Source organism: Ruegeria sp. C11 (genome assembly GCF_056537725.1).
Map to the genome: position 1 here is coordinate 87,145 of NZ_JBQFSB010000003.1, position 13,065 is coordinate 100,209.

At 58.4% G+C, this 13,065-nt stretch carries 12 protein-coding genes; 9 read left to right on the forward strand and 3 right to left on the reverse strand.

Annotated elements, in window-relative coordinates; translation table 11 throughout:
- The first annotated feature begins 109 nt into the window (after positions 1-109).
- The 6 genes from pepN to ACR0NA_RS06425 all read left to right on the forward strand — a co-directional run bounded on the left by pepN (position 110) and on the right by ACR0NA_RS06425 (position 8,104).
- On the forward strand, positions 110-2,662 hold the full coding sequence (gene pepN, locus ACR0NA_RS06400) for an aminopeptidase N (RefSeq protein ID WP_480727153.1): 2,553 nt from the start codon (positions 110-112) through the stop codon (positions 2,660-2,662).
- Positions 2,663-2,743: 81 nt separating this feature from the next.
- On the forward strand, positions 2,744-3,127 hold the full coding sequence (locus ACR0NA_RS06405) for a hypothetical protein (RefSeq protein ID WP_480727155.1): 384 nt from the start codon (positions 2,744-2,746) through the stop codon (positions 3,125-3,127).
- Positions 3,128-3,429: 302 nt separating this feature from the next.
- Positions 3,430-4,518 (forward strand): hypothetical protein, encoded by a 1,089-nt coding sequence (locus tag ACR0NA_RS06410; protein ID WP_480727157.1) that lies wholly within the window; start codon positions 3,430-3,432, stop codon positions 4,516-4,518.
- 155 nt (positions 4,519-4,673) lie between these two features.
- Complete coding sequence (gene gatB, locus ACR0NA_RS06415) at positions 4,674-6,185, forward strand: Asp-tRNA(Asn)/Glu-tRNA(Gln) amidotransferase subunit GatB (protein WP_170650730.1); 1,512 nt, start codon at positions 4,674-4,676, stop codon at positions 6,183-6,185.
- A gap of 150 nt (positions 6,186-6,335) precedes the next feature.
- A complete protein-coding gene (gene pepT / locus ACR0NA_RS06420; protein WP_480727160.1) occupies positions 6,336-7,595 on the forward strand; it encodes a peptidase T in 1,260 nt (419 codons plus the stop codon).
- An 80-nt stretch (positions 7,596-7,675) separates the two neighbouring features.
- On the forward strand, positions 7,676-8,104 hold the full coding sequence (locus ACR0NA_RS06425) for a DUF4177 domain-containing protein (protein ID WP_480727162.1): 429 nt from the start codon (positions 7,676-7,678) through the stop codon (positions 8,102-8,104).
- A gap of 97 nt (positions 8,105-8,201) precedes the next feature.
- On the opposite strand, the gene ACR0NA_RS06430 is transcribed toward ACR0NA_RS06425, so the two are convergent.
- Together ACR0NA_RS06430 and ACR0NA_RS06435 are read right to left on the reverse strand one after the other, a co-directional pair.
- Entirely contained in the window at positions 8,202-8,459 is a 258-nt protein-coding gene (locus ACR0NA_RS06430) for a hypothetical protein (protein ID WP_480448892.1), read from the reverse strand.
- Between the two features lie 142 nt (positions 8,460-8,601).
- Positions 8,602-8,856, reverse strand: coding sequence for a BolA family protein (locus ACR0NA_RS06435; protein ID WP_480727166.1), 255 nt, complete (start codon positions 8,854-8,856; stop codon positions 8,602-8,604).
- 107 nt (positions 8,857-8,963) lie between these two features.
- On the opposite strand from ACR0NA_RS06435, the gene ACR0NA_RS06440 reads away from it, so the two are divergent.
- The 3 genes from ACR0NA_RS06440 (at position 8,964) to ACR0NA_RS06450 (ending at position 11,405) form a co-directional block, all read left to right on the forward strand.
- The gene (locus ACR0NA_RS06440; RefSeq protein WP_170650735.1) at positions 8,964-9,587 is read left to right on the forward strand and encodes a DnaJ domain-containing protein; all 624 of its coding nucleotides are present in this window, start codon (positions 8,964-8,966) and stop codon (positions 9,585-9,587) included.
- Between the two features lie 169 nt (positions 9,588-9,756).
- Positions 9,757-10,812, forward strand: coding sequence for a tetratricopeptide repeat protein (locus ACR0NA_RS06445; RefSeq protein WP_480727170.1), 1,056 nt, complete (start codon positions 9,757-9,759; stop codon positions 10,810-10,812).
- Positions 10,809-11,405, forward strand: coding sequence for a hypothetical protein (locus ACR0NA_RS06450; RefSeq protein ID WP_480727173.1), 597 nt, complete (start codon positions 10,809-10,811; stop codon positions 11,403-11,405). The genes ACR0NA_RS06445 and ACR0NA_RS06450 overlap by 4 nt, the downstream gene beginning before the upstream one ends.
- A 90-nt stretch (positions 11,406-11,495) precedes the next feature.
- On the opposite strand, the gene ACR0NA_RS06455 is transcribed toward ACR0NA_RS06450, so the two are convergent.
- A complete protein-coding gene (locus tag ACR0NA_RS06455) occupies positions 11,496-13,022 on the reverse strand; it encodes an arylsulfatase (RefSeq protein WP_480727175.1) in 1,527 nt (508 codons plus the stop codon).
- Positions 13,023-13,065 lie beyond the last annotated feature (43 nt).

Genomic DNA, 13,065 nt, shown 5'->3' on the forward strand with positions numbered 1-13,065 from the left:
CGAAATCATCGCGCGCCCGATGGTCAGGTGAATAGCCATCCGGCACCGCTTGCAGCCCAACGCCGCAACCCATAACGTCGCGACGACACCAGATGAGATGAGGCAAAAGATGCGCGACGCCGCCCCGATTACGATCCACCTAAAGGATTACACCCCGTTCGGTTTCATTGTGGACAGCGTGCATCTGACCTTTGATCTTGCTCCGAATGCAACCCGAGTGACGTCGCGCATCGCGTTTCGCCCCAACCCGGACGCGACGGATCGTACGTTTTTCCTGCATGGCGAAGACCTGAACCTGATCCGAGCAACCATTGACGGTGCCGAGGTCACACCGGATGTCACTGACAAGGGATTGACGGCAGACACCCCGGACCAGCCCTTCATCTGGGAGGCCGAGGTCGAGATCGATCCGGGCAACAACACCGCACTCGAAGGGCTGTACATGTCGAACGGCATGTACTGCACGCAATGCGAAGCCGAAGGGTTCCGTAAGATCACATATTACCCGGACCGGCCCGACGTGATGTCCACTTTCACCGTGCGCGTCAACGGTGACTTGCCGGTGCTACTGTCGAACGGCAACCCCACGGCCAAAGGAGATGGTTGGGCGGAATGGACCGACCCATGGCCCAAACCGGCCTATCTGTTTGCTCTGGTGGCGGGCGAGCTGACCGCGCATCCCGGCCAATTCACCACCCGCTCGGGCCGCGACGTGGGACTAAACCTTTGGGTGCGTCCCGGTGATGAAGGCAAATGCGCCTTTGGCATGGAAGCTCTGAAACGGTCGATGAAATGGGACGAAGATGTCTATGGCCGCGAATACGATCTGGACGTGTTCAATATCGTTGCTGTTGACGATTTCAACATGGGTGCGATGGAAAACAAGGGGTTGAACATCTTCAACTCCTCCGCCGTACTGGCCAGCCCCGAAACCTCGACCGACGCCAATTTCGAACGGATCGAGGCGATCATCGCGCATGAGTACTTCCACAACTGGACCGGCAACCGCATCACCTGCCGCGACTGGTTCCAGCTGTGCCTGAAAGAGGGGCTGACCGTATTCCGCGATGCGCAGTTTACGTCCGACATACGATCCGCCCCGGTCAAACGCATTCACGACGTGATTGACCTGCGTGCCCGTCAGTTTCCCGAAGACAACGGCCCCCTGTCCCACCCGGTTCGGCCAGAAAGTTTTCAGGAGATAAACAACTTTTACACCGCCACCGTTTATGAAAAGGGCGCCGAGCTTATCGGGATGCTCAAGCGGCTGGTGGGTGACGATGCCTATGCCAGTGCCTTGGACTTGTACTTTGACCGCCACGATGGTCAGGCGTGCACTATCGAAGACTGGATCAAGGTGTTCGAGGACACGACTGGTCGCGACCTGAGCCAGTTCAAACGCTGGTACAGTCAGGCCGGAACGCCCCGGGTCAAGGTGCAGGAAGACTGGGCAGAGGGCACCTATACCCTGACCCTGAGCCAAAGCACCCCCGCCACGCCGGGCCAGTCCGAAAAGCAGCCGCAGGTGATCCCTGTGGCGGTCGGGCTGCTGGGGCAAAACGGTGATGAGGTGCGCGAAACCGAAGTGCTGGAGTTCACCGAAGAAACGCAAAGCTTTACCTTTGAGGGGCTTGCCGCCAAGCCGGTTGCATCGATCCTGCGCGGGTTCTCTGCACCGGTCATCCTCGAGCGTGACACGTCTAACGCCGATCGTGCCTTCCTACTGGCCCATGACACCGATCCGTTCAACAGGTGGGAGGCCGGGCGCGCACTGGCGCAAGACACGCTGCTGAACATGATAACCCGCGATGCTGCACCCGACGCTGATTATCTGGACGGATTGCTAGCAGTCCTGCGGGATGGCGATCTTGATCCAGCGTACCGTGCGCTGATGCTGGGGCTGCCAACCCAGTCTGAACTTGCCGCAGCTTTGCATGAACGTGGCATTACGCCCGACCCGATGGCGATCTGGACAGCGGTCGAGACCCTGCGGCAGGCCACCGCGCAACACATGCAGGATCTTCTGCCACGTCTGCACAGCGAGGCTGTGGTTGACGGCCCCTACCAACCCGACGCCGCGCAATCCGGAAAACGCGCCCTTGGCAGCGCCGCACTCGCACTGACGTCGCGGCTGGACGGGGGCGCAAAAGCTGCCGGGGAATACAACAATGCTGACAACATGACCCTGCAACTAACGGCGCTGTCCTGTTTGCTGAGGGCCGGCAAGGGCGAGACCGAGCTTGCGGCGTTTTATCAGCAGTGGCAGCACGACCGACTGGTCATCGACAAGTGGTTCGGGTTGCAAACATCGCTGGCAGCGCCCGAAAAAGCACCGGAACTTGCCCGGACTCTCAGCGAGCATCCGGATTTCAACTGGAAGAACCCGAACCGCTTTCGTTCGCTGATGGGTGCGCTGGCAATGAACCATGCAGGTTTCCACAACGAAAGCGGCGCGTCCTATACGTTGCTTGCCGACTGGTTGATCCGGCTTGATCCAATCAACGCCCAAACAACGGCGCGCATGTGTTCCGCTTTCCAGACCTGGAAACGTTATGACACGAACCGCCAGAACCTGATGCGGCAAAATCTGGAACGCATCGCCTCGACCCCGGACCTGTCACGCGACACGTCGGAGATGGTGTCGCGCATTCTCGGCGCGTGACGCATGGAAACCGATACGGACAGGACAGGCGATAGGCCACCGGCCTACAGCTTTAGGCGGCCAAGCCGCAATTCACGGACGGTGACAATTCTGATTGTCGTCTATGCTGCACTGCTCAGCCTGATCATCCTGTTTGATGCGGCATGGTGGCTGATTGGTCTCATGGCGCTGACCACGCTTCCGGCGATCTGGGATGTGTTTTCCGATTCCACCGCCGGGCTGGAATTGAATGGGACTGACCTGCACTGGTTTACCGGTAAGCGCGACGGCCATTTGCCGCTTGGCGATATCGACTATTTCCGTTTTGACACACGCTGGGATTTCTCGGTGCGTGTGTCCGCAGTTCTGACCAACGGAAAAAAAGTGCGACTGCCCGATGAATCCGTGCCAGCACATCGCGCGTTTGAAAACACACTGACCGAACGAGGTTTCAAGGTGGAACGCCACCACTTCAGAATTTTCTGAAACCCATCCGCTCATGCCACATTTCACCTACCTGTGAACGTATAAGACCCCGGCGAGGCCTTGAATTGGCCGCAATAATTCGTCAAACCGATACACAGTTGTTACGAGTTCAAATCGGTCCGATTTACGTTATGTTCAGTGTTTTCAGGGCATTAGCCCAATCATTTTCGGGTTTTAATCACCGGCGCGCATCCCGAGCGCCCCTTCCAAGCAGAGATTTTCCGCGCGCGATAAACGCCGAGGACAGACTGATCATTCCGGTTGCCAAACTTGGTGCTGGTGATCTGATCGGGCGTTCAGCCATGGAGCATGGACGCCATCTGGCCCGGCAGGAGTTGTGGAAAGAACTGGCCGATGAAATGCGTTCGGCCGATAAAGCACGCAAAACGTCGCCGGATGGATTGCCGGTTGCCGACCTCATGGCCTTTGGTGCCCGGTCGGATGTGGTGTTTGCCGTGGAACATGCCCTGTCCGAAGGCAATGGCCCGCCCGCAGACACGGTAGACGGAGGCATAGCGGAACTTGAAAACGTTTTGTCCGAATACCGGGATGATCCCATGATCGGGCTGATCGTTGCACTGGCCCATATCGATCTGGCCTGGGCCTGGCGCGGCACCGGATGGGAAACGATCATGCCCGAAATCAACAGAACCCGGTGTGCCGCGCATTTTGACCGTGCCGCCGAAATACTGCCGGTCTGCAGGGCGGCGGCACCCGACAGCCCCGCCGTGGCGTCGGCATGTTGCGCATTGCTGGCGGGACAACGGACACAAGGTATCCGTGTTGCAGATGAATACGAGCGACTGATTTCACTCGACCCGCACAACTACCGTAACATGCGGGCCATGGGGAACCATCTGTTGCCACGTTGGTTTGGCAGCTACGAAGAACTGGAGCTTCAGGCGCTACGTAATGCGTCGATCACCCAAAACATCTGGGGCGCGGGCGGGTACACCTGGGTTCAGTTCGATGCCATCGCACTTGATGAAGAGGCCTGCGCCCGCGTGGACGTCGAGTTCTTTCTGGAAGGCCTGCGCGACATCGTACAGCGCCGCCCGGATCAGGAGATGGTCAACCTGTTGGCCGCATATTGCTCGATCACGCTGCAGAACGGACTGGGCTTCCACGAAGAGGCCGACCTTGCGCGGGTTCAGATCTGCGAGGCCACAAACTGGCTGATCCGCGATCACCTGACCGAACTGCATCCCCTGATCTGGGCGCATGCGGCGGACGGTTTCGACAATGGTGTCCGCATCAACTCCCCCGACCGTTTTGCCGCCCGTGGGCGTCACGACGCGATACGGGTCATCACCAACCTGTTCCGGGACGAACTTGGGCGCGGCCAACGCATTACATTTACGCCCTCGGGACCGCGTTTCAGTCCGAACTGATCGGATAACGGTCCGACCGGATGTACGATCCGGTTGTGCGGAACGGCTTGATGTCATCGGTTTATTTCAACCCTGCAAAGGCTCATTGCCCCTTGCCCCCTCGCTCGTGCAGGAATAATACGCAGGCCTAGACTTCTGCGGATAAGAGGCGCGCCATGCTCGACCTGACCTATGAAATGCCCAAACCCAAAACAATTGCCGGTGCCAAGCACGACTGGGAACTGGTGATCGGGATGGAGGTGCATGCGCAGGTCTCGTCCAATGCCAAGCTGTTCTCGGGCGCGTCGACCCAATTCGGGGCCGAGCCGAATTCGAACGTGGCTTTCGTGGATGCGGCGATGCCGGGAATGTTGCCGGTGATCAACGAATTCTGCGTGGAGCAGGCGGTGCGGACCGGGCTGGGCCTGAAGGCGGATATCAACCTGAAATCGGCGTTCGACCGCAAGAATTATTTCTACCCCGACCTGCCGCAGGGCTATCAAATCTCCCAGCTTTATCAACCAATTGTGGGCGAAGGCGAAGTTCTGGTCGAGATGGGTGACGGCACTGCACGCATGGTGCGGATCGAACGCATCCACATGGAGCAGGACGCCGGCAAATCGATCCATGACATGGACCCGCATATGTCCTTTGTCGACTTGAACCGGACCGGTGTCTGCCTGATGGAGATCGTCAGCCGTCCCGACATTCGTGGGCCTGAGGAGGCCGCCGCTTATATCGCCAAGCTACGCCAGATCATGCGTTATCTGGGCACCTGCGATGGCAACATGCAGAACGGCAACCTGCGCGCGGACGTGAACGTTTCGATCTGTTTGCCCGGTGCGTACGAGAAGTATCAGGAAACACAGGACTTTTCGCATCTGGGAACACGCTGCGAGATCAAGAACATGAACTCGATGCGCTTTATCCAGCAAGCGATCGAGGTCGAAGCCCGCCGCCAGATCGCCATCGTCGAAGGTGGTGGCAAGGTCGATCAGGAAACCCGCCTGTACGACCCGGACAAGGGCGAAACCCGCTCGATGCGGTCCAAGGAAGAAGCGCATGATTACCGCTATTTCCCCGATCCCGACCTGCTGCCGCTGGAGATCGAGCAGGCGTGGGTGGACGATATCGCCGCCAAGCTTCCCGAACTGCCGGACGACAAAAAAGCGCGTTTTATCAGCGAGTTCGGACTGACGGACTATGACGCTTCGGTGCTGACAGCCGAGGTGGAATCGGCCGCCTATTTCGAAGATGTGGCCAAAGGGCGCAACGGCAAGCTGGCCGCGAACTGGGTCATCAACGAGCTGTTCGGCCGTCTGAAGAAAGAAGATCACGACATCACCGAGTCTCCGGTTTCTCCGGCCCAGCTGGGCGGGATCATCGACCTGATTTCCTCGGACGCCATCTCGGGCAAGATCGCAAAGGATCTGTTCGAAATCGTCTACACCGAAGGCGGTGATCCGGCGCAGATCGTCGAAGAACGCGGCATGAAGCAGGTGACGGATACAGGCGCCATCGAGGCCGCACTGGATGAGATCATCGCCGCCAATCCGGCACAGGTCGAAAAGGCCAGGGTGAACCCGAAACTGGCAGGGTGGTTCGTCGGTCAGGTGATGAAGGCGACCGGTGGCAAGGCCAACCCCAAGGCGGTCAACGAACTGGTCAGTTCCAAGCTGAGCCTCTGAATCTTTCGGTTTGTACAGGCCGGGCGGCAGGGTTTGTCCGGTTTGTACAAAACTGAATTTTCCATTTTCTTAACATTTTAGGGGTCTGGCCGTGTGCTTGACACCGGGAATGTTTGCGCTCTTTCTTCCGTGCCAGAGAGGTGAGGTATCATGCAGAACAGATTTGATCAGGAACTGGAAGACCGGCTTGTCCGATATGCGGCTATAGACAGTCAGAGCGACGAGAATTCACCAACAACCCCCAGCACGGAAATTCAGTTCGACGTGTTGAACCTGCTCAGGCAGGAATTGGTCGAGATCGGTGCGCAGGATGTCGAAGTGACCGATGACAGCGTCGTCGTGGCGACCATTCCGGGCACCGCCCCCGGACCGACCATCGGTTTTCTGGCACATGTGGATACCGCACCGCAGTTCAACGCAACTGGCGTCAAGCCGCGCGTGATCAAGGGCTATAATGGCGGCGAGATCACCTTTCCGGATGATCCGTCACTGGTGTTGTCACCGGACGAGCATCCCTATCTGGCCAGCAAGGTGGGGCATGATCTGATCACCGCCTCGGGCACGACGCTGCTGGGGGCCGATGACAAGGCGGGGGTGTCGATCATCATGACGATGGCGCGGCATCTGCTGACGAATACGGACATCGCCCACGGGCCGATTCGCATTGCCTTTACCCCGGATGAAGAGATCGGGCGCGGTGTTAGTGAAAAGCTGCCCGGCGATCTTGGCGCCGATTTTGCCTATACGCTGGATGGTCAGGAAGTGGGCGAGATCGAGTATGAGAGCTTTTCGGCGGATCGTGCCGTCATAAAGATCGTGGGTGTGTCGATCCATCCCGGTCTGGCCAAGGACAAGATGGTCAATGCCGCGCATCTGGCCTCAAAAATCGTCCAGACGCTGCCGCAGGCGACCATGACGCCCGAAGTGACGGACGACCGCGAGGGGTTCATTCATGTGACGGATATGAATGGCGGTTCCTCGGAGATGGAAATCAAGCTGATCCTGCGGGATTTCGAACTGGACGGGCTGGAGGCCAAGGGCGATCTGGTGCGGCAGGTCTGCGCGGCCGTTCAGGCGTCGGAACCGCGGGCCTCGGTCAGTTGCGAAATTTACCCGCAATACCGCAACATGCGGTACTGGCTGGAAAAGGACATGACGCCCGTCGAACTGGCGCGCAAGGCCTGCCGTGGCCTTGGCATCGAGCCAATCTCGGTCCCGATCCGGGGCGGCACTGACGGGTCGCGCCTGACCGAATTCGGCACCCCCTGCCCCAACATTTTCACCGGGATGCAGTGCATTCACGGGCCGTTGGAGTGGGTCTCGGTTCAGGATATGGCCGTAGCGACCGAAATGTGCCTGTCGGTCGCAACGCTGGCAGTAGGTGAGGTTGAGGGCAACAGTCGGGGCTGAATTCCGCCACCCGGCGAACACCTCTTTCCCCCAACGGGCAACATGGTAAGTTGCCCGCAAATTGCTTTTAGGAACCGTTGATGCAGCGCTACGAATACAAGGTTGTCCCCGCACCGCAAAAAGGCACCAAGGCCAAGGGCACGAAAACGCCCGAGGGACGGTTTGCACTATCGGTCGAACAGATGCTGAACAAGATGGGTCAGGACGGTTGGGAATATCAGCGAGCCGAACTGCTGCCCAGCGAGGAACGCACCGGTCTGACAGGATCGACCGTGAACTGGCGCAACGTACTGGTATTCCGCCGCGCGCTTGAAAGCGCTGCACCCGCCATTGCCGTGCCGGTCGATGAGGCGGCAGCCGCGCCGCAGGCGCGGCCGGTTCCCGGCCCCACCGAGGTTCTGGCCCCCGCCCCTATCGCTGAAGAACCCAAAGACCCGCCGCTATCGCTGAAAACGGAAGACGGCGAAGGCGATCAGGAGCCCGAAAAGGATAAAACGCCCCAGCCCTGATTGGATCAGACCGACAGGTTGCCCCTCCCCCGGGGGGGGTGATCAGCGGGCTATAGCCTTGCCTGATAGCCCGCATGCGTTGACGTGAGGCGTCGCCTTAGCACTTGAACAGGTATTCGAACCGGTCGCCGCCACTCATCGACGGTTGCGTAGAATGAAAGATCGCGCTTGGGCAAACTTCCTGTGCCTGCTCGACCATGCGCTGCGTGGGTTTGGCAACCTTGCCGTGTTTTTTTGGACCGACAATCATCACCTCACCGGCGCCTGCACTGGTGACAACCCCGGGTGTGTCGTCGGAGACCGGAGTGCAAGCGGCAAGCAGCGGGATCAGCGGCAAAAGAAAAGAAATTCTCATGGGATGTGTTCACCAGACAAAAAGGGACATTAGCGAGGAGCGCGAAACAGGCGGCACCTGCGCGATGTTCCATACCAGCAAAGGTTGAAAAGGCCAATCAGCGGTGCACCGGGTTCCTGCCAACGTCGCCGCACCGCGACACTTATGCGTCAATATCCAGCGCCAGCGCGTGGATGCGCGGCACGATATCCCCCAATGCGGCGTGCACCGCGCGGTGACGGGCGACTCGGGACTGGCCCTGAAACGCGGCGGCGCGGATACGGACGTTGAAGTGGCTTTCGCCGCCATCCCGGTAACCAGCATGGCCGCGGTGACTTTCGCTGTCATCGACAACATCAAGCTCGCGTGGGTTGAACGCCGTTTGCAGGCATTCGCGGATTTCTTCGGTAACGCTCATTTTTCTGCTCAGCGACAAAAATTTTACCGCTGCCCTCTTCTACTTTCGGCCACTTAGATTAAACTGCTGCCTCCGAGTCGGAAAGACGCGTTCGTGAGGATGAGCATATGGTGAAATCAGACCCCTTCGGATTCGATATGTCCGTTTCCAGCGCCAAAAAGAAAAACCCGCGCGGGCGTCGGGGCATGTCGGGCGCGTCGGAAACCTCGGTGCGAATCTGCGACCACGAAGGATGTGAAGAGGCGGGCAAGTTCCGTGCGCCCAAGGCGCCGGACGTTCTGGATGATTTTTTCTGGTTCTGCCAGCAACACGTGCGGGAATATAACCAGAAGTGGAACTTCTTCGACGGTACCACCGAGGCCGAGCTGAACGCGCAGCGGTCCAAGGACAAGGTGTGGGAGCGTGAGACCAAGCCGATGGGCGATCCCGAGGCACGGGCCTGGGCGCGGCTGGGCATCGAGGACCCGCATCAGGTGCTGGGCGAGAACGCGACCAAGAATCCGGGCCGCGCAAATACTGGCGGGCGCCGCCTGCCACCGACCGAGCGCCGCGCCGTTGAAATTCTTGAGGCACAGGACAGCTGGTCCAAGGCCGAGGTGCGCAAGGCCTACAAGAAGCTGATCAAAGTACTGCATCCGGATATGAACGGGGGCGATCGCAGCCAGGAAGAACAGCTGCAAGAGGTCGTCTGGGCCTGGGATCAGATCAAGGACAGCCGGAACTTCAAGTAACCGGTTCTGCAGGCATTTTCGCTTTGGTCACCGCCCCGTTTCCGAATTTGTTTCGGGTGCGGTCTGAACGTGTTACAATATGGCATTGATTGAGTGAGTTGTTTGAACTCGCATGGCGCCCAGCATTGAGTGGGTGGTTTTTTGTTTGTGTATTGGGGGAACGGCTGCCATGGGCAAAACCGTTTCATTACCGGGACCGGGCGTTGCCCTTTCAGCAGATCAGGATATCGGCCTGTTCCTGGGGTCGGACCCGGCGAAGCTCAGGTATCTTGAAGTTGCCCCTATTCATCTCGGTCAGGAAACGGGGGCGGCATCGCCCGGAACGGTCGGTGTGGGCCTTATTGATACGGGCGTGAACCCTGATCACCCTCAGCTTGCCGGTAAAATTGCTGAAATGGTCAGCTTTACGGACGCCCCGCCCGAAGACCGCTTTGGGCATGGCACCGGTGTTGCGATTGTTCTGGCGGCCTATGCTTCGATTCGGGTCGTTTCAGCCAATGTCATGGATATGGACTTTGGCCTGCGCGTCGACCCGGTGATCAGTGCGATTGACTGGTTGGTCCGGGAACAGAGAGTTTTTACGATCAACATTTCACTGGGTTTCCCGCCGGAAACAGATGGTGCGTCTGACATCTGCCGGAAGATCAGCGACCTGCGCGCCGAGGGTTATGACTTTATCATTTCCGCTGCCGCCGGGAACAGTGGCCCGGATCAGGCAATGTTGCCGGCGGCCTGCGAAGAAGGCGTGATCGCCGTGGCTTCGCCCGAAGCGACTTCCGGCAAGGGCGACGTGATCGCACCTTTACCCAAAATCATGAATCGGGAGGCGTATCTCAGGAACTCCGTTCAAGCCCCCATCAACAACCGGGATTACGGGGCCGCCTACCCGATCCTTGAGGAACTGGCGAAGCTGGCGCCGCAGGATGGGCAGGTTCACTATGCCTTTGCAGTCGCCGCTTTTTCCATCGGGCAAACGCCAACCGCGCGTGATGCGGCACAAACCACGGTCGAGCTAGTGCCCGATCTTGTGGATGCCCGGTGGCTGCTGGCGCTTGCCGAGGCAAATCTTAGCCGATCTACCGAGGCCAAAGCGGCGTTGGAGCAACTGCTGGGGATTGCCCCGGAATTTCCGAACGCAGCCGCACTTTTGGAGCTGCTCAGGAGCGAGCCTGTGGATCTGCCGGGTGCATTGCGTGTTTTCTTTTCGTCTGTGAGTGAGGAATGATCAAGTTGCCCGACTTTTCTCTGCCCGAAGCGTGGCCTTACGGTCTGAGGCTGTTCATGTATGCCAGCGCAGTTCTTTGGATTGCCGCATATGGTTATCTCAAGGCGTTTCCACCCAAGGTCACGACGCCCGCAGTATCTTTGGATTTTACCGAGTTTCGCGAGGTGGGTTCGGGCAATGGAAACACCGGAATCGGTTTTGTTCTGACCGTTATCAACAACACCGACAAGACAGAGCAAATCACCAATCTTGAACTTGCCTGGTATGAGGACAAGGAGCCTGAAGGCGGGTTTCTCAGCAACAAAGGCATCGACGCAACCTATCGGATCAGCGCCACCGAAGACGGAATGGTGGCCACATCGGGCGACGGCGCGCCCCTGCCCGTTGAGCTGACAATCAACAAGCCCTATGCCAACTCAAGTTTTCTCAAGGTGGACATCCCAACGGCGGAACGTCTGAAAGATACGGAAAGCACCCGGTTCTTTGTCATCTTCGAAGATCGCTCATTTCTGAGCGAAGACCTCAAGAAGACCCGCGCCCGCCTTACGTTTTCAAACGGGGCTGTTGCCGAGCGCGAATTGGTTCTGAGATAGGGCAAAACCGCCAAGAGACTTCAGAGACACGAATTTTTGCAAGGGCGGTCACAACGTGCGCAGACCGCCCTTGAAAGTGTGTCTGGTCGCCTAGCCCCCCTGATTGCGCTGGAGTGATTCCAGAACCTGATCGATCGAGAAACTCGCCGGTTTCTGCCGTGGCGGGTAATCTTGGAAGGTTCCGAGGAACTGCGCGACAAAGGCCTGCGCGGGAACCAACAGATAGGTGCGGTCCAGCCGCCATTTCGGGTACCCGATGGATTCATGTTCAGCACGTTCGAACGGATCGGAATAGAGGTCGATGATTTTCGGCAGACGCAGGAAGGTCAGTGGCTCTTGCCAGACATCGAACCCGTGGGCGCGCTGTTCGGCAAAGACCACCTTCCACCGGTTATAGCGCAGGTTCACCAGATCGCCGCCGTCAGAGAAATAAAGGAACTCGTGACGCGGGCCTTCCTCGGCTTCGCCTTTGAAATATGGCAGGAAATTATAACCGTCGAGGTGAACGGGTTCGTTGGCCTCGCCAAACGGAGCCTCGGTCAGCATGGCTTCTTTCATGTTCGCATCGCCCAGCGCCGCCATGAAGGTCGGGAACCAGTCCAGATGGCTGATGACCTCGTTCGATTTGCGCCCCGGTTCGATGACACCGGGCCATTTCAGAAGCAGCGGAACACGATAGCCGCCTTCCCAGTTGTCGTTCTTTTCACCCCGGAATGGGGTAGTGCCGCCGTCGGGCCAGCTGAACACCTCGGCCCCGTTGTCGGTTGAATACATGACGACCGTGTTGTCGGCGATGCCAAGCTCATCCAGCTTGTCCAGCATCTGACCAACCATCTTGTCATGTTCGACCATGCCATCGGGATAGACGCCCAGACCGGTCACGCCCTGACTTTCCTCTTTCAGGTGGGTGAAGATGTGCATCCGGGTGGTGTTGTACCACAGGAAGAACGGCTTATCCTGTTCGACCGCCCTGTCGATGAAGTCGAGCGCACCTGCAGTCACTTCCTCATCGATGGTCTCCATCCGCTTGCGGGTCAGCGGGCCGGTATCTTCGATATTGCCGTCCGAACTGGAGCGGATCACACCGCGCGGGCCGAAGTTTTCGCGGAATTCGGGGTTCTTAGGATAGTCGACATTTTCCGGCTCTTCCTCGGCATTGAGGTGGTAAAGGTTGCCAAAGAATTCATCAAAGCCGTGATTGGTCGGCAGATGTTCATCCCGGTCGCCCAGGTGGTTTTTGCCATACTGGCCAGTCATGTAGCCCTTGGACTTCATGTATTCGGCGATGGTGGGATCTTTCTCGCTCATCCCCTCCTTTGCGCCGGGCAGTCCAACCTTGAGAAGGCCTGTCCGAAATCCGGACTGGCCGGTGATAAAGCTGGCGCGGCCCGCAGTGCAGGATTGTTCGCCATAGGCATGGGTGAACAACATCCCCTCGTTGGCGATGCGGTCGATATTGGGGGTTTCATACCCCATCATGCCCTGATTGTAGGCGCTGACATTCCAATAGCCGATGTCATCCCCCCAGATGATCAGGAAGTTCAGTGGCTTTTCCTGAGCAACCGCCGGCAGGGCCAGACCGACCCCCAAAATCCCAGCGGCAATGAGGTGTTTCATATTACCGAAATTCGACATTTCTTTCCCTCAATTGTTGCCTTGA

Coding starts and splice junctions, on each gene's coding strand:
- pepN (WP_480727153.1), top strand. CDS start 110: ATGCGCGACGCCGCCCCGATTACGATCCACCTAAAGGATTACACCCCG.
- ACR0NA_RS06410 (WP_480727157.1), top strand. CDS start 3,430: ATGGAGCATGGACGCCATCTGGCCCGGCAGGAGTTGTGGAAAGAACTG.
- gatB (WP_170650730.1), top strand. CDS start 4,674: ATGCTCGACCTGACCTATGAAATGCCCAAACCCAAAACAATTGCCGGT.
- pepT (WP_480727160.1), top strand. CDS start 6,336: ATGCAGAACAGATTTGATCAGGAACTGGAAGACCGGCTTGTCCGATAT.
- ACR0NA_RS06425 (WP_480727162.1), top strand. CDS start 7,676: ATGCAGCGCTACGAATACAAGGTTGTCCCCGCACCGCAAAAAGGCACC.
- ACR0NA_RS06430 (WP_480448892.1), bottom strand. CDS start 8,459: ATGAGAATTTCTTTTCTTTTGCCGCTGATCCCGCTGCTTGCCGCTTGC.
- ACR0NA_RS06435 (WP_480727166.1), bottom strand. CDS start 8,856: ATGAGCGTTACCGAAGAAATCCGCGAATGCCTGCAAACGGCGTTCAAC.
- ACR0NA_RS06440 (WP_170650735.1), top strand. CDS start 8,964: ATGGTGAAATCAGACCCCTTCGGATTCGATATGTCCGTTTCCAGCGCC.
- ACR0NA_RS06445 (WP_480727170.1), top strand. CDS start 9,757: ATGGGCAAAACCGTTTCATTACCGGGACCGGGCGTTGCCCTTTCAGCA.
- ACR0NA_RS06450 (WP_480727173.1), top strand. CDS start 10,809: ATGATCAAGTTGCCCGACTTTTCTCTGCCCGAAGCGTGGCCTTACGGT.
- ACR0NA_RS06455 (WP_480727175.1), bottom strand. CDS start 13,022: ATGAAACACCTCATTGCCGCTGGGATTTTGGGGGTCGGTCTGGCCCTG.